At 57.3% G+C, this 18,412-nt stretch carries 17 protein-coding genes; 8 read left to right on the top strand and 9 right to left on the bottom strand.

Features of this window, described 5'->3' with window-relative positions:
- The gene (locus tag ACR0BK_RS00085) at positions 1-711 is read left to right on the top strand and encodes a GNAT family N-acetyltransferase (protein ID WP_480516680.1); all 711 of its coding nucleotides are present in this window, start codon (positions 1-3) and stop codon (positions 709-711) included.
- Positions 712-713: 2 nt separating this feature from the next.
- Here the strand turns inward: ACR0BK_RS00085 and ACR0BK_RS00080 are convergent, their stop codons facing one another.
- Complete coding sequence (locus tag ACR0BK_RS00080) at positions 714-1,418, bottom strand: SIMPL domain-containing protein (RefSeq protein WP_480516678.1); 705 nt, start codon at positions 1,416-1,418, stop codon at positions 714-716.
- A gap of 155 nt (positions 1,419-1,573) precedes the next feature.
- On the opposite strand from ACR0BK_RS00080, the gene ACR0BK_RS00075 reads away from it, so the two are divergent.
- Positions 1,574-3,532, top strand: a complete 1,959-nt coding sequence (locus ACR0BK_RS00075; protein WP_480553260.1) for a hypothetical protein — start codon at positions 1,574-1,576, stop codon at positions 3,530-3,532.
- A gap of 87 nt (positions 3,533-3,619) precedes the next feature.
- Here ACR0BK_RS00075 and hppD read toward each other — a convergent pair whose 3' ends face one another.
- The gene (gene hppD, locus ACR0BK_RS00070) at positions 3,620-4,717 is read right to left on the bottom strand and encodes a 4-hydroxyphenylpyruvate dioxygenase (protein WP_480476620.1); all 1,098 of its coding nucleotides are present in this window, start codon (positions 4,715-4,717) and stop codon (positions 3,620-3,622) included.
- A gap of 147 nt (positions 4,718-4,864) precedes the next feature.
- Between hppD and ACR0BK_RS00065 the strand changes: the two genes are divergently transcribed.
- Together ACR0BK_RS00065 and ACR0BK_RS00060 are read left to right on the top strand one after the other, a co-directional pair.
- Positions 4,865-5,320: an Lrp/AsnC family transcriptional regulator gene (locus ACR0BK_RS00065; RefSeq protein WP_480553259.1), complete on the top strand. Its 456-nt coding sequence runs from the start codon at positions 4,865-4,867 to the stop codon at positions 5,318-5,320.
- Between the two features lie 19 nt (positions 5,321-5,339).
- Entirely contained in the window at positions 5,340-7,220 is a 1,881-nt protein-coding gene (locus tag ACR0BK_RS00060) for a monovalent cation:proton antiporter-2 (CPA2) family protein (protein ID WP_480493394.1), read from the top strand.
- A 30-nt stretch (positions 7,221-7,250) separates the two neighbouring features.
- Here ACR0BK_RS00060 and cobT read toward each other — a convergent pair whose 3' ends face one another.
- Entirely contained in the window at positions 7,251-8,261 is a 1,011-nt protein-coding gene (gene cobT, locus ACR0BK_RS00055) for a nicotinate-nucleotide--dimethylbenzimidazole phosphoribosyltransferase (protein WP_480516674.1), read from the bottom strand.
- A gap of 30 nt (positions 8,262-8,291) precedes the next feature.
- Between cobT and cobS the strand changes: the two genes are divergently transcribed.
- Positions 8,292-9,104: an adenosylcobinamide-GDP ribazoletransferase gene (cobS, locus tag ACR0BK_RS00050; RefSeq protein WP_480516672.1), complete on the top strand. Its 813-nt coding sequence runs from the start codon at positions 8,292-8,294 to the stop codon at positions 9,102-9,104.
- Here the strand turns inward: cobS and ACR0BK_RS00045 are convergent.
- The 6 genes from ACR0BK_RS00045 to ACR0BK_RS00020 all read right to left on the bottom strand — a co-directional run bounded on the left by ACR0BK_RS00045 (position 9,101) and on the right by ACR0BK_RS00020 (position 15,000).
- A complete protein-coding gene (locus ACR0BK_RS00045; RefSeq protein WP_480476612.1) occupies positions 9,101-9,862 on the bottom strand; it encodes a potassium channel family protein in 762 nt (253 codons plus the stop codon). The two genes, cobS and ACR0BK_RS00045, sit on opposite strands and share 4 nt — an antisense overlap.
- 117 nt (positions 9,863-9,979) lie before the next feature.
- Complete coding sequence (locus ACR0BK_RS00040; RefSeq protein WP_480553257.1) at positions 9,980-10,489, bottom strand: CarD family transcriptional regulator; 510 nt, start codon at positions 10,487-10,489, stop codon at positions 9,980-9,982.
- 279 nt (positions 10,490-10,768) lie between these two features.
- Entirely contained in the window at positions 10,769-11,107 is a 339-nt protein-coding gene (fdxA, locus tag ACR0BK_RS00035) for a ferredoxin FdxA (protein ID WP_480553255.1), read from the bottom strand.
- Positions 11,108-11,173: 66 nt separating this feature from the next.
- Positions 11,174-11,539 carry an RNA-binding S4 domain-containing protein gene (locus ACR0BK_RS00030; RefSeq protein WP_209504209.1) on the bottom strand — a complete coding sequence of 122 codons (366 nt, stop codon included), beginning with the start codon at positions 11,537-11,539 and terminating at the stop codon, positions 11,174-11,176.
- A gap of 6 nt (positions 11,540-11,545) precedes the next feature.
- Positions 11,546-14,371, bottom strand: coding sequence for a helicase-related protein (locus tag ACR0BK_RS00025; protein ID WP_480553254.1), 2,826 nt, complete (start codon positions 14,369-14,371; stop codon positions 11,546-11,548).
- 20 nt (positions 14,372-14,391) lie between these two features.
- Complete coding sequence (locus ACR0BK_RS00020) at positions 14,392-15,000, bottom strand: tetratricopeptide repeat protein (RefSeq protein ID WP_480553253.1); 609 nt, start codon at positions 14,998-15,000, stop codon at positions 14,392-14,394.
- A gap of 30 nt (positions 15,001-15,030) precedes the next feature.
- Here ACR0BK_RS00020 and ACR0BK_RS00015 point away from each other — a divergent pair, with 30 nt between their 5' ends.
- The 3 genes from ACR0BK_RS00015 to ACR0BK_RS00005 all read left to right on the top strand — a co-directional run bounded on the left by ACR0BK_RS00015 (position 15,031) and on the right by ACR0BK_RS00005 (position 18,201).
- The gene (locus ACR0BK_RS00015; RefSeq protein WP_480516666.1) at positions 15,031-15,321 is read left to right on the top strand and encodes an SCP2 sterol-binding domain-containing protein; all 291 of its coding nucleotides are present in this window, start codon (positions 15,031-15,033) and stop codon (positions 15,319-15,321) included.
- On the top strand, positions 15,321-16,295 hold the full coding sequence (locus tag ACR0BK_RS00010; RefSeq protein WP_480553251.1) for an alpha/beta hydrolase: 975 nt from the start codon (positions 15,321-15,323) through the stop codon (positions 16,293-16,295). The genes ACR0BK_RS00015 and ACR0BK_RS00010 overlap by 1 nt, the downstream gene beginning before the upstream one ends.
- An 85-nt stretch (positions 16,296-16,380) precedes the next feature.
- Positions 16,381-18,201 (top strand): M3 family oligoendopeptidase, encoded by a 1,821-nt coding sequence (locus ACR0BK_RS00005; RefSeq protein ID WP_480553250.1) that lies wholly within the window; start codon positions 16,381-16,383, stop codon positions 18,199-18,201.
- Positions 18,202-18,412: the final 211 nt, after the last annotated feature.

Here is an 18,412-nt window from a genome sequence, read left to right as displayed (position 1 = left end):
ATGACCCAGCACGATACAAACAACCTTGGCCAGCCCATCGGTTTACCGGTTTCGGGTAACTTTCCACGCCCGACACCACCCTATACGCCGATGGTGGGCCGGTATTGTTCTGTCGTGCCCCTTGATGTGAACAGGCACGCGCCCGGACTGTTCCGGGCGTTTGCCAAGGACACGGATGGCCACAACTGGACCTACCTGCCCTACGGCCCGTTTGACAGCGAACCTGAGTTCGAAGACTGGGCGCGCGCCAACTGCGTGGACGCGGACCCGATGTTCCATACCGTTCTGGACGGTGATGAGGTACCGTTGGGCATGGCTTCTTACCTCAGGATAGCTCCCGCCGCCGGAGCGATTGAGGTCGGGCATATCCACTTTTCACCCCTGCTTCAGCGCAAGCCGCAATCTACCGAAGCCATGTATCTGATGATGCGGCGCGTGTTCGATGAACTGGGTTACCGGCGATACGAGTGGAAATGCGACGCGCTGAATGGTCCGTCGCGCAGTGCGGCAGAGCGGCTTGGGTTCACCTTCGAAGGCGTGTTTCGCCAAGCAACCCACTACAAAGGGCGCAACCGCGACACGGCCTGGTATTCAATCATAGATACCGAATGGCCACGCATCCGTGATGCTTTCGAGGCCTGGTTGTCACCCGATAATTTCGACGCTTCGGGCCAACAACGAAAACCGCTGTTGGCCCGCGCGAAGGGTTGAATTCATTTGGAAATCTCGAACACCATCGAGACGCTGACAGACACCGAAACCTCACCACCTGCCACAGGTACACCCCCTGCGTCAGCCATGCTCATCATGCGCATCTCGGGCATCGGGCGCACGCCCCCCGTTTGTTCCGAAATCGTTTGCACCGCGCCAAGGGTTACACCCGCCGCCTGTGCCAGCTGCTCGGCCTTGGCCATAGCTTCGCCCACAGCTTGCGCGCGCGCTTGGGCCTCGATTGGTTTGGTATCCTGCACCCCAAAGCTCAAGCCCCCGAAATCGTTGGCGCCATCCTGAATGACCGCATCCATGATACTTCCTAGTTTGGACAGATCACGCACACGCACAAACACGCGGTTCGAGGCAGCGAATCCCGAGATTTCCGGTGTTTCTCCATTCTGCCCGTGCCGCCCGGACCAAACAGGGGAAAGCGACAGATCGCGGGTCTGGATATCGCGGTCTTCAATCCCCATCCCGGTCAGGCGCGCAAGCATCTTCGCAACTGAGTCCGAGGTGGCCTGCATCGCCGCCGAAGCCTCGGCGTTTTCATTTGTCACACCCAATGTGATCGTCGCCATATCGGGGGCAACCACTATGGTTCCAGTTGCGTCAACTGTGATGCGACGTTCTTCCGCATGGGCAAGTCCAGCGGTCGTTGCGGCCATCATCGCGGCCAGAAAAGCGAATGTCTTCAATGTTATCACTCCGATTTGCTTGGGTTAAAGATGGGTCGGCGATGCATTGCCATACAAGAGGAGAGTTTGCCTTTTTCTTTCCCTCGGCAAGTTCCTGCTTTAATGTCGGTCTGCGAACGCCAAGGTGTTTGCATTGACGTTGATAATTATGGTTCCTGCGGATTATGAAACCTGCCTTTGCGCTGTCTTTTTCTGCGACCGGAATATCATTGCATCATCACTCGGATGACGAATGGTTCGTTATCGGCTCGATTCCCTTGGATTCGCCGGACCTGTCTGGTCAGATGCAGGTTTTGCGGGAAAACGCTTTTGCGTTGGAAAACGACCTGAGCTGCAAGCTTGTTTTGCCTTCCGAACAGGTTCGATACCTTCAGGTTGCAACCGATGGCTTACCCCCCCAAGACACAGTGGAACGCATTGAGAGCGCACTTGCTGACGCAACGCCTTACGTTTTGTCCGAACTTAGCTACGACTATCAAACCGAAGGCGGCACCACCTATGTTGCGGCTGTTGCGCAAGAAACGCTGAGCGAGGCTCGGGCCTTTGCCTCGGACCATGGTTTCGTGCCGGTTTTATTTTGCGCCGAAGAAGACGCAGACGCATTCCCCCGAGAAGCATTGTTCGCAGAGCGTTCGGGCGCATCGGAAACCCGACCAGCAGAGCCACCGCTGTCGGCAAAAAACACAGACCAGCCCGAACCGGCAAAATCCGCCGGGAAACCAGCGCATCCCATTGCAGGCACAGCCGCACCAAACGTGTTTCTGACCCCCGAAACACCTGACAATAAGTTTGCGAATACGAAAGCGCAGGCACCGCGCATTGCGATCCCGGCATTTGCCGCGGCGGTTCTTCTTGGCGGCGCTTTCGGCGTTTGGCTGGCCTTGGACAGCGGGGGAGAAACAGATCAGACCGCACTGAGTCCAACTTCTACCGAGATAGGTGTTTCCGAGCCGGATATCGACGCCCTGCCACTGATAGTGCCCGAAGTTGCGGCAATCACCCCCTCTGAAAACTTGCCGCCTGAGGCTCCACTGGACAGGGATGTGCCCCCCACGCCAGAACCTGCCGAAGCCGAGGCCGAAGCCGTAGAACAACCAGAGCTCACCCCTACCGACGCGGCAATCCTTGAGGCGCTCAAGGTGGCCCCTACCCCGGTAGACCCCATCGCTCAGGACCCCGAGGCAGATGAGGATATCAGCGCTGCCTCCGGTGTGAATGTAACGCCTCCGGCCGCTTTGGACGTGCCAGAAGCCCCGGAACCGGACGATTTGTATCTGACATCGATCGACAAATCCGACCTGTCCAGCGATGCGGTTGCCCTGCCCCCGGCTTCCAGTTTCGATACCGACGAACCCTTCGTTCGGGACGTGCAACATGGCATAGCAGGAGCGCGGTTCAATCTGGATGATCGCGGGCTTGTGGCACCTACACCGGAAGGAACGCTGAACCCGGATGGGATTGTCGTTTATCAAGGCCGACCGTCAAAGGTTCCGCCAGCAACGCCAGTGCGTTTCGAAGATGAACCCGTACTTGACGAGGTCGACGAAAGGCTGGCCGGTCTACGACCCAAACCTCGCCCTTCAGATCTGGTCGAGAGTTTCGAACGCGGGCAGTTGGGGGGGCGGTCGCTGGCAGAGCTTTCGGCCAAGCGCCCAAAAGCACGCCCGGACAGTCTGCAAGCGCGCACAGAAATAGACGAGACGCCAACCGCGTTGGCCGTTGTCCGTGTCCCGCGCCCCAGGGTGCGCCCGGCGGGTCTGGACACTGCAAAGGCACCCGCTTCTGGTAACTCCAATCTTGGATCAACGGCCGCGCTGGACCAGAGCTCTGACGAATCCGGATCGTTTCAGGCGAAATCTGTCGCCCCCAAGATTCCCACAACTGCGTCTGTTGCCCGGCAGGCCACGCTCGATAACGCGATCAATTTGCGTCGCCTGAATCTGATCGGTGTTTACGGCACACCCGCCAACCGGCGCGCCTTGGTCCGGCTTCCCAGTGGACGTTACAAGAAACTGAAAGTTGGGGACAGTATTGACGGCGGCAAGGTCATTGCCATCAGCGACAGCGAGCTGCGTTATCAGAAGAAGGGTCAAAACGTGACGCTGGCGATGCCGCGTGGCTGATATCGGCACTCAAGGCCTTGACCCATTAACTGTAAACAGGTGCGTCGGAGGCAGCAGAACCGCCTCCGACATGTTGGTTTACTTTGATCAAGCAGCCGAAATTTCGCCGCTTTCGATCTGTTCGCGCTCGATGGATTCAAACAGCGCCTGGAAGTTCCCTTCACCGAAACCATCGTCACCCTTGCGTTGAATGAACTCGAAGAAGATCGGGCCAATCACCGTTTTCGAGAATATCTGCAACAAAATGCGCGTCTCGCCTCCGTCAACGACGCCTTCGCCGTCGATCAGGATGCCGTGTTTCATCATCCGGTCCAGCGGCTCTTCATGGCCGACCACTCGGGTCCTGGACTTCTCGTAATAAGCTTCGTTTGGACCCGGCATGAACTTCAGCCCGTTTTCAGCAATAGCATCGGTCGAAGCGTAGATGTCGTCGCTGCCAACAGCGATATGCTGAATGCCTTCGCCTTTGTATTTCTTCAGGTAAGACACGATCTGCCCGGTCTCGCCGCGGTCCTCGTTGATCGGAATACGGATACGGCCGCAGGGAGACGTCAGCGCTCGGCTGTAAAGGCCGGTAAACTTCCCCTGAATGTCAAAGAAACGGATTTCACGGAAGTTGAACAGGTCGCCATAGAACTTGAACCACTTGTCCATGTTGCCCTTGTAGACGTTGTGCGTCAGGTGATCGAGATAGAAGAACCCCTCGCCCCGAGGTTTTGATTCCTTGATCCAATTGAATTCCTGATTATAGGGCGATGTGTCGTAGTACTGATCAATGAAATAAATCAGCGACCCGCCAATACCCTTGATCGCAGGCACATTCATTGTTCTGTCATCGTGGTCGTAAGGTTCCGCACCTTTTGACAGGGCATGCTCATACGCTTTTTGCGCGTCCACCACCCGCCAGCCCATCGATGGCGCGCAGGGCCCATGTTCGGCCACGAACTTAGCCGCGAAACTGTCCGGGTCAGCATTCAGGATGTATGTGACATCCCCTTGTTGCCAAAGCTCGACAGCAGGTTTTTCCTTGTGGCGGGCCACCAGATCAAACCCCATCTTTGCGAACAGATCTCGCAGCTCCTGCGGTTCTGGATGGGCGAATTCGACGAATTCAAACCCATCTGTACCGGCAGGGTTTTCTTCGCTGATCACGGATTTCGGGGCATTGTGCGGGAAAGGACCCATGGCGCGTCTCCTACGAAAACAGGAATTTCTTTGCTGATTCAAAAATACGACTTTTCTGGCGCTGTTTCTGCGCATTGTTTTCGTATAAACTGCAAGATGACGCGCAAAACGCGCATATAAATTAATAAAATCAGGATTTTTCCGCACATGCTGGATGCAACCGACAAGCGACTGCTTTCCGCGCTGCAAAAAGATGCACATCTGACGGCGCATCAACTGGGTGAAATGCTGAACTTGTCGTCCAGTCAAGCGGGACGCCGCCGACAGCGGCTTGAAGTCGAAGGGTACATCACCGGATACGCTGCCCGGCTGGACCCGCTTAAACTGGGCCTGCAGGTGCAGGGGTTTGTTCAGGTGCATCTGGGCACCCATGGCCCCGAGCAATCCGCAAGCTTTGCACGCATGGTCGACACCCGCCCCGAGATTACCAGCGCTTGGACGATGACAGGCGAGGCCGACTATCTGCTGCACATCTACTGTGACGACCTGTCCGCGCTCAACAGCTTGCTACATCAGGTGATCCTGCCGCATCCTGCCGTTGCACGAGTACAGAGCCAGATCGTAATGGATCAACTTAAACGCGACGCCCCCCTTCCCACCTGAAAAGGTTCCGAGGATACACATGGACGACTTTCTATACCAGGCTTCGATCTATCTGGCAGCGGCTGTCATTGCCGTTCCTCTGTCTGCCAGACTGGGGTTGGGATCTGTGCTGGGCTATCTTGCCGCCGGGATCATTATCGGACCCGTACTGGGACTTGTCGGAGCGGAAACCGAAAATCTTCAGCATGTGGCCGAATTTGGCGTGGTGATGATGCTGTTTCTCATTGGCCTGGAACTGGAGCCACGCGCCCTATGGGACATGCGCGACAAGCTATTGGGTCTGGGCGGATTGCAGGTGTTGCTGTCAACAATCGCGATTGCTGCCGTGGCCATGTACGCCAACCATCCATGGTCGGTCGCCCTGGCGGTGGGGTTGACCCTTTCGCTTTCATCGACCGCGATCGTTCTTCAAACCTTGTCAGAAAAAGGCCTGATGCAGACAAATGGCGGCCGTGCGACATTTTCGGTTCTGTTGACGCAGGACATTGCGGTGATCCCAATTCTGGCTTTGTTGCCACTGCTGGCCCTGCCCGCCATGCCGCGCTTCCAAGCCGATGGATCGATAGACAGGGGGGCCGGAGGTTCACATGGCGCGGGCGATCACAGCCTGTCACTGGTCGAGGGGTTGCCGGGCTGGGCCGTTACCCTGGTCACAATCGGCGCGGTGGTGTTTGTCATTCTGGCCGGTGTCTACCTGACAAGACCGTTGTTTCGCTTCATCCACGCAACCCGTCTGCGCGAGATGTACACCGCACTAGCACTGATGATCGTCGTGGGGATTTCGTTTCTGATGACACTGGTCGGCCTGTCACCTGCCTTGGGCGCGTTCCTGGCAGGTGTTGTTTTGGCCAGTTCTGAATTTAGACATGAAATGGAAAGTGACCTTGAACCGTTCAAAGGGTTGTTTCTGGGGCTGTTTTTCATCACGGTCGGGGCCGGAATAGACTTTGGTTATTTCTTCAACGACCCGCTGGACCTGATTGGACTGGCGCTGCTTGTGATACTTGCCAAGGGGATCATCCTTTATCTAGTGGGCAAGGCTTTCAAACTGCGGGGGCGTGATCACTGGTTGTTCACCCTTGGGTTAGCGCAGGCTGGTGAGTTCGGATTTGTCCTGCTGGCATTTTCGACGAAACAGAATGTTATTCCGCCCAACCTGTCGCAAAAGCTGCTGATGATCGTTGCTCTGACGATGTTGATCACACCTCTTCTTTTCATTGTCTACGACGCCTTGTCAAAGAAGATTGGCGATTCAGCGACCACCCCCGAACCGGACGTGATCGACGAAAAGGGCCCGGTCATCATCGCCGGCATTGGTCGCTTTGGTCAGATCGTCAACCGGCTGGTACGGGCCAGCGGTTTCAAGACAGTCGTTTTGGACCACAATATTGAAACCATTCAGCTGATGCGCCGATTTGGTGTCAAAGGCTTTCTGGGTGATCCCACTCGGCCGGAACTGTTGCGCGCGGCGGGATTGGACAAAGCATCCGTTCTTGTCGCCGTTATGGATGATCACAAGCAAGTCACGCGACTGGTCAGCTATGCCAGACGGCAGCGCCCTGACCTGCACATCATCGCCCGCGCCCGCGACCGGACCCATGTGTACGAGTTGTATCAGGCGGGTGCCAATGACATCGTGCGGGAAATGTTCGACAGCTCGCTGCGTGCAGGTCGCTATGTTCTGGAGAATATCGGGCTGAGTGAGTACGAAGCAGCCCAGGCCGAGCAGACGTTTTACCACCACGACCGGAAGTCATTGCGTGATCTGGCCGAGCTTTGGGTTCCCGGACTGCCAACCGCCGAAAACAAAAAATACATTGAGCGTTCGCAGGCGCTGGAAAAGGATCTGGAAACCGCGCTGCTGGAACTGGCCGAAGAGCACGCGAAAAAATCGGCCTGACCCAAGCCTTTGCCCGGGCCAGGTACGGGTTTAGCTGTCAGATACCCCAGCTTCGGCAAAGGTTGCCATGCCGGAATGACAGGCAACGGCACTTTTCAGAATGTTGATCGCCAATGCCCCGCCGGACCCTTCGCCCAACCGCAGGCCAAGGCTCAGCAACGGCTCTTTACCCAATTTCGCCAGCACGGCGCCATGGGCCGCTTCGGCGCTTTGGTGACCTGCCACAGCATGATCCAGCGCGCCATCGGACAGCTTCCACAAACAGGCGGCGGCGGCCGAACAAATGAACCCGTCCAGGATCACCGGGATGCGCAACACCCGCGCAGCAGCAATTGCACCCGCCATTGCGACTATCTCGCGTCCACCCAGACAGCGCAGGATGTCCAGACCATCATCTGACGCGTGTTTGGCGACACCCTCGGCCACGACACGGGTTTTGTTGACCAGACCTGCGTCATCCACACCAGTTCCGCGACCTGTCCAATCGGACGCGTCGCCACCAAACAGAGCACAGGCAATAGCCGCAGCCGGGGTGGTGTTGCCAATACCCATTTCGCCGACCACCAAAAGATCAGATTGCGGATCAACGGCCTGCCAGCCAGTGCGCAACGCGGCTAGCAATTCATCCTCTGTCATGGCTGGGGCTTGGGTGAAATCCGCGGTCGGCTTGTCCAGATCCAGCGCGTGTACATCCATCTTCGCGCCTGCGGCCCTGGCCAACTGATTTATCGCCGCCCCGCCATGTTCGAAATTCATCACCATCTGCACGGTCACTTCCGGTGGAAAGGCCGAAACACCCTGCGCGGTAACACCGTGATTTCCGGCAAACACGATAACCTGAGGCGCACTGATCTGTGGACGGGCGTCCCCCCGCCATCCTGCATACCAGACTGCAAGATCCTCAAGCCGACCAAGCGCGCCGGGGGGTTTGGTCAATTGTCCATTTCGCTCGGCCGCGCCCTGCACCGCTGCGGCATCTGGGCCCGGAGCTCCCGCCAGGACAGCACGGAACGTGTTCAAATCATTCAGTTCAGGCAGCATGAAAGCCTCATTGCATCAGAGTGGTCCTGCGTGTTTAACCGAAGGATCGAAACCAACAAGACCCCGAAAGGCACGGGCGTGCATAAAAACGACACCAAACCGTTTTCCCTGTGGGATGTTCCGCTGGCCCTGGTGCTGTTGACCCGCCTGCCCCTGCCCCGTTTGCCCAAAGCCGTTTTTGCCCGGCAGGCACAATCGGTATGGGCGTTTCCACTGGTTGGGCTGGTCGTTGGCGGGTTGGCATGCCTGACCGGTTGGCTGGCGATGGGGCTTCAACTGCCCCCGTTTGTGGCGGCTTCATTACTGGTTTCAGCGCTGATCCTGATGACCGGGGCAATGCACGAAGATGGTCTGGCCGATACGTTCGACGGGCTTTGGGGCGGTTTCACCGCTGAACGGCGGCTGGAGATCATGAAGGACAGCCAGATTGGAACTTACGGCGTGCTCGCTTTGGTGATGTCGCAGCTTTTACGAGTATCCGCGATTTCTACCATACTTGTCACTGGTCCGATCTGGATGGTGGTTGCGGCTTGTGTATTTTCCCGCGCATTGATGCCAGCACTGATGGTACTTCTTCCAAACGCCAGAACGTCGGGCCTGAGCCATTCGGTTGGTACCCCCGGCGCAGGAACAGCCTGTATCGCTGTGGGCATCGCGATTTTGGTCGCTTTCAGCTTGTGCGGAAGTCTGGCGCTTAACGCGATAGTCTTCGCGACTTTGGTCGTTGCCGTTTTGGGGCTCGTCGCAAAAACCAAGATCGGCGGTCAAACCGGAGATATTCTGGGAGCGTCGCAGCAATTGGCGGAAATCACGTTTCTGCTTACACTCAGCGCCCAGACCTAAGGCGACCCCCCTGTTTCAATTCGCAACGTATCGCCGCAATGTTTGCAATGCACGGCGTCTGGGTCGTGCCGGTACAGCCCGCAGCTGGGGCATTTGTGACGGACCTTCTGTGGCGCGAAAATTGCTTGCGCCAGCCGGACGAACAGTGCCACGCCAACGACCATAATGAAGACAGAAAACAGCTTGCCACCCGGTGTGACCAAAGTGATGTCGCCAAACCCGGTCGTCGTGAGCGTCGCCATGGTAAAATACAGCGCATCTACGTAGGGCGTTTGCGCGTCTTCTGGTATAAAAAACACCAAAACGGCCGTCGAGGTGGCAAAGACAAAGACCAGCAGGTTGATCGCTGCGATAACAGCGTCCTCGTGCGTGCGGAAGAAACGGCTGTCGCGCCGCAAATCCCAGAGCAGGTGATATGAATGGATCAGACGCAGGGCGCGTAATATCCGCAGGAAAGCCAGGTTGCCTGTCAAAAACGGATCAAGCACCAGAGAGAGGACGACTACGATATCCGCCACCGTGTAAATCTGGCGCAACAGCTTCCAGCGGTCTTTTGAAATCCAGAGCCGCGCAGAGAAATCCAGAAAAATCAGCACGCCGACCAGTTGGCTTGCAACGGTCAAACCTGGCCCATGCGGGATGTGGGCCGTCGCGACAAAGAAAATGATTGTCGCAACATCGAACAGGATCAGCGCATACCTAAACCAAACCGAAACAGGGTCGTGTCCGATATACAGGTATTTCACAGTCTGCTTCATGTCTGTCCGGTAATCCGCTGCATACACAGTGAAATTAGCGCCACTTGAACAAATCACCAAGCCACGAAAAAGGCCGCCCCAAATTCGGAGCGGCCCGTTTTGTCAAAGTACCTTCGATCAGGCAGCGCGTGAGGTCAGAACTTCGTCCACCTGCTTGGCGGCAGACACCTCGCCAGCGCCTGAAACAGCCGCGACCTCACGGGTCAGACGTTCCAAAGCGGCTTCGTACAGCTGACGCTCGGAATAGCTCTGCTCGCGTTGATCATCGGTGCGGTGCAGGTCACGGACAACTTCGGCGATCGAGATCAGATCGCCCGAGTTGATCTTCTGTTCATATTCCTGCGCGCGACGGGACCACATGGCGCGTTTAACCTTGGCTTTGCCCTTCAGCGTTTTCATCGCCTGGCTGATCACATCGGGCGAGCTGAGCGACCGCAGACCGGATTCGGTCGCCTTGTTGGTCGGCACGCGCAACGTCATCTTGTCTTTCTCAAATGAGATGACGAACAGCTCGAGCGTGAATCCCGCGACATCCTGTTCCTCGATCGAAATAATCTGACCCACGCCATGGGCGGGGTAGACAACATAGTCGTTCGGGCGGAACTCGGGCTTTTTCGACTTTGTCATTCAGTTTTTTCCTTGCTTGCGGACGGGACACGGACAACAAAAACACCACATGCGGGGACTGTCTCAGCCCCGTCAGGCGGCGATATTGTCACAAATTCAATACTCCAAAGTGAGCATACTTACGGAGCGCATCCCAATCTCGGTCATCATGTGGATTTAGTATATCACAAAATTACGACGCCCGAAAGTTTACCTTACGGGAATTTTTCATATTCAACCTGCGTTCAACAGGTTGTGCCGTGATCTTTATTTAAAAACAGGCCGTGTGGAACGAATCACTCAGCCGCCTTCTCCGGGCGCTTCCGAGAAATACTTCTCAATCTTACCCTCTTCACCGTCACGCTCCTCTGCGTCGGGCAGCGGGTCTTTCTTGGTGACGATCACCGGCCATTGTTCGGAATACTTGCGATTGAACTCGACCCACTCCTCCATACCCGGCTCGGTATCGGGGCGGATTGCATCGGCGGGGCACTCGGGCTCGCACACTCCGCAGTCAATGCATTCGTCAGGATGAATGACCAGCGTGTTTTCACCTTCGTAGAAACAGTCCACCGGACACACTTCGACACAGTCGGTGTATTTGCAGGCGATACAGTTTTCGGTGACTACATAGGTCATGGTCGGATTCCTGTTTGCGGTTTGAGCGACTAGCTAATTCAGTCTGGCCCGCTCTTCAAGACAGGATCAGTGATCTTCCGGGCGAGAAAGATCAATAGCGCGTCGATCTTTCTTGGTTGGCCGACCTTTTCCCTCGAAACCCGGATTTACAAGAGGCGCTTCCTGCTTTTCGGTCATATCAAAGTACAGCGTTTGCGCTTCGGGCGCCGGACCGCGGCGTTCCCCCAGTTTTTCCACACGTATGACGCGGACGATGCGACCCTGCGAGAAGGTCAGAACGTCACCGGGGGCCACGGCCTGCGCCGGTTTCAGCACCCGGTTTCCATTCAGCCGGACATGGCCGCCACTGACCTGTTTGGCGGCAAGGCTGCGGGTCTTGAAGAACCGCGCCTGCCACAACCATTTATCGATCCGCAGTTTGGCCTCGGCCATCTTGCGTCAATTACCGTCCTTCAGACCCATAAGCGCTGCGGCGAACGGGTTGTCGGGATCAATGGCCTTTTCTTTTTTCGGTGGCCGTGACGAGAAGGTCTTGGCCCCTTGCGGCTTTCCGCCCTTCTTGCCGTGCGGTTTGCCACGGCCCTCCTGCGGTTTGCCCCGCGGTTTCCCCTTGCCCTGCCCCGGCTCGCGGCGCGGACCACGGTTCGGCTGACGCTGACGACCCCAGGTGAAGGTGTAAAACACTTCGACCTCGGGTTCATCCGACGCAGGTTCCGCGACCTGACCTACTGCGACAGCCTCGGCTGCCGTCTCGGTGCTTTCGGTGGCCTCGGCTGCCTCCTCTGCGGGCGCGGCGACCTCTTCTGATGCCGCGTCAGGTGCTGGCGTCTCGTCGATAACGGCTTGTTCAGCCGCCTCTGTCACAGGCTGCTCAACCGGTTCCGGTTTGACCTTGCCACGCTCGCCGCGTTCGGCTTTGTAACCCAGCCCTTGCATCAGGTCAGCAAACTGTTCAAGCGTCATACCAGTGATCGACAGCATATCCGGCTTGGCTTCGAACCCGCCACGGCTGTCTTCCGCACGAAGCATATCGGCCAGACGTTCCAGCATGTCGATACGGATCGATCGGTCGCCCGCATCGCGGTAGCCGCACATGGTGTCGTAACCCTGCGGTGCATCCTTGGCGACCGGCACAGTCACCAACCCCGGAGGCGGTGCTTCGGGGAATTCCTGCAAACCGCCATACAGCGCCCACAGCACCAGACGCAGACGCGTCGGTGCGGGCTTCAGCAAGAGCGGCATGAAGATGGTGAACTGGCCAAACCGGATACCATGCTTGCGTAATGCGCCACGTGCGTCCTGATCCAGATCCTTGACCTCTTGCGCGACGCCGGCGCGCGGCAGTACGCCCAGCGCCTCGACCATGCGGAAGGCAAACCCTTTCGCCAGCCCGTTGAGCTCCTCGTCGCGCGACAGATTCAGCAGCGGCTCGAACAGCGCAGCGATCTTGCGGTCGATGAAATGCTGCAACCGGCGCCGCACCTTCTGTTCGACATCCGGACCGGCGGCCTCGTCCACAAAAACCTCGACCACAGGCTTGAGAGGTTCGGACCCGGCAACCAGTTTGCCAACGGCATACTCGCCCCACATCAGGCCGCCCTGATCGGTGAAATCAATTTCGGTATCGGGCGCATTGTAGAAGCGATCGGCACGCAGATGGAATTGCGGCGCGAGTGCTTGCAGGGATGCCGATTTGAGCGCTTTCGCCTCGGTTCCTTGCGCGCTTTTGTCCGGACTAAACCGGAACCCTTCCAGACGACCGACGAATTCTCCTTCGACGGTCACTTCACCCTTGTCATTTACTTCGGCCAAAAGGGCCTCCTTCTGTTTGAGCCGCCGCAACAAAACCGATGTACGCCGGTCCACAAATCTTTGAGTCAGACGCTCATGAAGTGCGTCAGACAGTCTGTCTTCTACAGTGCGCGTTTCGTCACGCCAATGTGATTCGTCACGCACCCAACCGTTTCGTTGCGCAACATATGTCCAGGTGCGAATATATGCCAACCTTTTGGATAACGCATCGATATCCCCATGGGTTTGGTCAATCCGCCGTATCTGCCGGGCCATGAAATCATCGGGAATACTGCCGCGTTCGTGCAGGTGGCCATAGATCACTTCCAACAGGCTTGCGTGCTCTGCATGGCTGATGCCGCGAAAATCAGGGATTCTGCACACATCCCACAGCAATCGAATGGATGGACCGTCACTTGCGCGGGCGACAATCTCGGCCTGTTGTGACAGCGATTTCAACACATTCAGGTCATCAGCAGGGCGGGCTTTGATCAGGTGTTCGTCATTTGGACTGACTTCAAGCGAGTTGATCAGTGCGTCAATCGAACCAAACCGGAGAGCGGCATTCCGCCAGTTCAGCTTTTTCATCGGCGTGAACCGGCTGTCCATGATCGCCTGCGCGACACCTTCGTCCAGCGGCGGTGCCTCTCCGGTCACGCCAAAGGTGCCGTCCGACATCCCGCGCCCGGCCCGACCGGCGATCTGGGCCAGCTCATTTGGGGCCAGCGGACGCATCCGCCGCCCGTCGAATTTGGTCAGGGATGAAAAGGCAACGTGGTTAACATCCAGGTTCAGGCCCATGCCGATAGCATCTGTGGCGACCAGGTAATCAACCTCACCATTTTGATAAAGCTCCACCTGAGCATTCCGCGTCCGCGGGCTGAGGGCACCCATGACAACCGCCGCGCCACCTTTCAGGCGGCGCAGAAGCTCCGCGATGGCATACACATTTTCGACCGAAAATCCGACAATAGCGCTGCGGGGCGGCATCCGGCTGAGTTTCTTCGAACCGGAATAGACCAGCTGCGACATCCGTTCGCGCCGGACAAACTGCGCCTCGGGCACCAGCGCGGCAATCGGGCCACGCATGGTGTCAGAGCCAAGAAAAAGTGTCTCGTTTGTTCCGCGCGACCGAAGCAGGCGATCTGTAAAGACATGGCCGCGCTCGGGGTCGGCACACAGCTGGATTTCATCAATCGCCACGAAATCCGCACCCACACCTTCGGGCATCGCCTCGACAGTGCAGACCCAATACTGGGTCCGGGGGGGCACGATCCGCTCTTCACCGGTGACAAGCGCAACAATCGACGGCCCGCGGATGGCGACGATCTTATCGTAGACCTCGCGCGCAAGCAGACGCAGCGGCAGACCGATGATACCTGTGCGGTATCCCAGCATCCGTTCGATTGCGTAATGGGTTTTACCTGTGTTCGTAGGGCCCAGAACGGCCACTATTCGGGATGACCCGCTCACCTTTGCCCCCTGCCCGGACCTTACAGCGCTGCGCCGTCGATCTGCGGCTTCAGTCGATTCACCGCATTGGTTACTTCTTCGTGGTGGGGATGTATAGCCAATGCCCGTGAATAGGCGTCGTAGGCTTTGTCAGGTTGTCCGATAATCTCAAAGATCAGGCCCAGACCATAGATTGCCTCGTAATTGTTGGGGTTCAGGGTCAGGGCATGCTCCAGATCGGCAGCGGCCATGCCAAACCGTTCGATTCCGAAAAAGGCCGAAGCGCGCAGATGCCAGCCTTCAGCGAATTCGGGCGCATGATCCGTCAGGGCGGTCAGGTGTTCCAATGCCGCACCTACGTCGCCGTCATCCAGCGCTTCACGGCCACGCTCTAGCAGCAGATCAGCCGATGCTGAACCGGACTGCGCCCACAGGGCTTGCAACTGCCGATCCAAAGCGATGGCCTGATCTGGCGTCGATTGGGCAAGTTGTTGCAGCAATTCACCCTCGTTCCGCGAATCCGCCTGTTGCGCGAGGCAAGTGGAGGAAATCGTGACTAGGACAAAAAGTGCCGCGACGATACCTTTGAGATTGTGGATTGCAATGCTCATAACAATAATCAGTGTAGCGTTGCGACCGGGGATGTCCATTCACGGCGCACTAACAATATGAGGAAAAACATGAGCGAGATACTTGAAAAGGCAGCTGCCGCGCTGAATGAAAAACTGGAAGGCGGCGCGTTTGATGCCTCGGCCAAGTTTGATATCGCCGATCTGGGTGCCATTGTCCTGGATTCCAACGGCGCGCGGGTCAGCGACGATGACGCTGATGTCACCCTAAGCGCTGATGCCGACACGTTCGAACAAATCCTCAGCGGTGAATTGAACCCGACAGGTGCGTTCATGTCCGGCAAGCTGAGCATTGATGGCGACATGGGTGTTGCCATGAAACTTGCATCGGTACTGGCCTGATGGAGTTCTCGCCGGCCCCTTTGTTTGAAGACGTGGCCGGCGGCCCCGCCGGTGGAAAGGCCCACTGGTTGATAACGTCGGATCAAAAACGCATTCGCGTTGCTCACTGGCTTCCGGACGGAAAGGTACATGGCACTGTCATGATGTTTCCTGGACGCACGGAATACATTGAGAAATACGGCACTACTGCCAGCGAATTCGTAGAGCGTGGGTTCGCCATGCTGGCCGTCGACTGGCGCGGTCAGGGTCTTGCAGATCGATTGCTGGACGATGCTCGGGTCGGACATGTCGATCAGTTCACCGATTACCAGCAGGACGTTCAGGTCACTCTGAAACTTGCAAGCGCGCTGGATCTGCCAAAACCATGGTACGTGGTCGGGCATTCGATGGGCGGTGCAATCGGGTTGCGTGCCGTCATCGAGAAAGGATGTTTTGCCGCTTGCGCGTTCACGGGCCCAATGTGGGGAATTTTCTTCACTCCGGTCATGAAACCCCTAAGCCGCGTTACGGCCTATTGGGGCACAGCGCTTGGCCTGGGCGAACGAACGCCCCCCACCACAACACTCAAAAGCTATGTCCTGTCGCAACCTTTCGAGGGAAACATGCTGACCCGCGACCCGGACATGTACCGGATGATGCAGGATCAGTTGAATGCACACCCAGAACTCGCGCTTGGTGCCCCTTCAAATCTGTGGCTGCGCGAGTCGCTGGATGAATGTGCTTGGTTAATGGAGCAGACCGCCACTCAGACACCCTGCCTGACATTTCTGGGCAGCCATGAGCAAATCGTTGACCGCAAGGCAATTCGTGCGCGCATGGCCAATTGGCCCAACGGAACGCTGATCGAAATTCCGGATGGTGAACACGAGGTACTAATGGAAGCACCCGAGGTTCGGGGGCCGGTGCTGGACAAGATTGCGGCGCATTTTCTGGCCAATCAGGCCAATGGCGCACCCGAGCTGGTTTCCTCGTAAACCCTTTCACCTTTGGGATTGGCCGCTTGTGATCCGGGCGCGCCAGCCCTAGATGTTTGCAAAAGCAGTCTACTAAAGGTGATCCATGCGCGACCTTCCTTTCCCTGTCCGTGACGCGAACGCAATCGGTGGCTCCGGCAATCTGGGCAATCTTCCGGAATGGGATCTGAGCGATCTCTACACCTCGGAAAACGCACCCGAATTAGCGCGCGATCTGGATTGGCTGGAAGGCGAATGTGCCGCATTTGCTGCCGATTACGAAGGCAAGCTGGCCGATCTGGAGGCCGCAGACCTGCTGACCTGTGTGCATCGCAACGAAAAGATCAACGCCATCGCCGGGCGTGTCATGTCCTTTGCAGGTCTGCGCTATTACCAACTGACCACAGACGCAGAGCGCGCCAAATTCCTGTCGGATATGCAGGAAAAGATCACGATCTTCACCACTCCGCTTGTGTTCTTCACGCTCGAGATCAACCGGATCGAAGACGATGTTCTGAAAGCGCATTTTGCGGCCAACACGGATCTCGCCCGCTACGAACCTGTGTTCCGTCGCATCCGTGCAATGAAGCCCTACCAACTGTCTGACGAGCTGGAAAAGTTCCTTCATGATCTGGGGGTTGTCGGCGACGCGTGGGAACGTCTGTTCGACGAAACGATTGCCGGGCTGGCATTTCATGTCGACGGTGAAGAACTGAACATCGAAGGCACCCTGAATCTGCTGACGGAACAGGACCGCGCGAAACGTGAGGCCGCGGCGCGTGAACTGGCATCGGTTTTTCAGGACAACATCAAAACCTTCGCCCGCGTTCACAACACGCAGGCCAAAGAGAAAGAAATCGTTGATCGCTGGCGCAAGATGCCGACCGCTCAGACCGGGCGTCACCTGTCGAACGACGTCGAACCCGAAGTGGTCGAGGCCCTGCGCGAGGCGGTCGTGGCCGCCTACCCCAAGCTGAGCCATCGCTATTATGAGCTGAAGCGCAAGTGGCTTGGACTGGACGTCATGCAGGTCTGGGACCGCAACGCGCCCCTGCCCATGGAAGACACGCGTATCGTGAATTGGGAAGAGGCCCAAAAGACGGTGATGAACGCGTATGATGCCTTTGATCCCCGGATGGGCGAAATCGCGGCGCCTTTCTTCTCAAAAGGATGGATCGACGCGGCGGTGAAACCGGGCAAAGCGCCGGGGGCCTTCGCCCATCCGACAGTTACGGATGTCCACCCATATGTGATGCTCAACTATTTGGGCAAACCGCGCGATGTGATGACGCTTGCTCATGAACTGGGACACGGCGTCCATCAGGTGCTGGCCGCAGGCCAGGGCGAGATGTTGTCATCCACCCCGCTGACGCTGGCGGAAACTGCCTCGGTCTTTGGTGAGATGCTGACCTTCCGCAAGATGCTGGAACAGGCGGAAACCTCGGAACAGCGCAAGGTTCTGCTGGCTGGCAAGGTCGAAGATATGATCAACACGGTGGTCCGACAGATCGCCTTCTACGACTTTGAATGCAAGCTGCACGCTGCCCGACGTGAGGGCGAGCTGACCCCGGATGACATCAACGCCCTTTGGATGAGTGTACAGGCCGAAAGCCTTGGCCCCGCATTTGAATTCATGGACGGGTACGAGACCTTCTGGGCATACATCCCGCACTTCGTTCACTCGCCCTTTTACGTCTATGCCTATGCCTTCGGCGACGGCCTCGTGAATGCGCTTTATTCTGTTTACGAAAGCGGCGCGGATGGGTTTGAGGACAAGTATTTCGACATGCTGCGCGCTGGTGGTTCGATGCACCACAAGGAACTGCTGGCCCCGTTCGGTCTGGACGCCAGCGACCCCAAGTTCTGGGACAAGGGCCTGTCGATGATCTCAGGCTTTATCGACGAGTTGGAGGCGATGGAGGGCTGAGACGCCCTCGACAGAGGGCGGCGACATCTGCCTTGCGGAAAAAACCTGCCATGCCCGGCAATGTCGCGCCCAAGGAGCTCCTGAATGCCCGCTAAGCGGAGATGCTGTTGAAAAAGTCGATGTGTAAGCGCGGCGGAAATAGCGGCTGAAGTCTTCCTGCTCGGCTCTTCACGCCGAGATTGGTCTGAGCTTTGCAAGTTTGCGGAGGTTC

The sequence above is a fragment of the Ruegeria sp. AF1 genome (assembly GCF_056542125.1).
Note: the sequence above shows the minus strand (reverse complement) of the source record. Positions and strands in the feature narration are given on the sequence as shown.

What these genes read in the sequence shown, in the direction of transcription:
- ACR0BK_RS00085 (WP_480516680.1), top strand. Translation starts at nt 1, where the DNA reads ATGACCCAGCACGATACAAACAACCTTGGCCAGCCCATCGGTTTACCG.
- ACR0BK_RS00075 (WP_480553260.1), top strand. Translation starts at nt 1,574, where the DNA reads ATGAAACCTGCCTTTGCGCTGTCTTTTTCTGCGACCGGAATATCATTG.
- hppD (WP_480476620.1), bottom strand. Translation starts at nt 4,717, where the DNA reads ATGGGTCCTTTCCCGCACAATGCCCCGAAATCCGTGATCAGCGAAGAA.
- ACR0BK_RS00065 (WP_480553259.1), top strand. Translation starts at nt 4,865, where the DNA reads ATGCTGGATGCAACCGACAAGCGACTGCTTTCCGCGCTGCAAAAAGAT.
- ACR0BK_RS00060 (WP_480493394.1), top strand. Translation starts at nt 5,340, where the DNA reads ATGGACGACTTTCTATACCAGGCTTCGATCTATCTGGCAGCGGCTGTC.
- cobT (WP_480516674.1), bottom strand. Translation starts at nt 8,261, where the DNA reads ATGCTGCCTGAACTGAATGATTTGAACACGTTCCGTGCTGTCCTGGCG.
- ACR0BK_RS00045 (WP_480476612.1), bottom strand. Translation starts at nt 9,862, where the DNA reads ATGAAGCAGACTGTGAAATACCTGTATATCGGACACGACCCTGTTTCG.
- ACR0BK_RS00040 (WP_480553257.1), bottom strand. Translation starts at nt 10,489, where the DNA reads ATGACAAAGTCGAAAAAGCCCGAGTTCCGCCCGAACGACTATGTTGTC.
- fdxA (WP_480553255.1), bottom strand. Translation starts at nt 11,107, where the DNA reads ATGACCTATGTAGTCACCGAAAACTGTATCGCCTGCAAATACACCGAC.
- ACR0BK_RS00030 (WP_209504209.1), bottom strand. Translation starts at nt 11,539, where the DNA reads ATGGCCGAGGCCAAACTGCGGATCGATAAATGGTTGTGGCAGGCGCGG.
- ACR0BK_RS00020 (WP_480553253.1), bottom strand. Translation starts at nt 15,000, where the DNA reads ATGGACATCCCCGGTCGCAACGCTACACTGATTATTGTTATGAGCATT.
- ACR0BK_RS00015 (WP_480516666.1), top strand. Translation starts at nt 15,031, where the DNA reads ATGAGCGAGATACTTGAAAAGGCAGCTGCCGCGCTGAATGAAAAACTG.
- ACR0BK_RS00010 (WP_480553251.1), top strand. Translation starts at nt 15,321, where the DNA reads ATGGAGTTCTCGCCGGCCCCTTTGTTTGAAGACGTGGCCGGCGGCCCC.
- ACR0BK_RS00005 (WP_480553250.1), top strand. Translation starts at nt 16,381, where the DNA reads ATGCGCGACCTTCCTTTCCCTGTCCGTGACGCGAACGCAATCGGTGGC.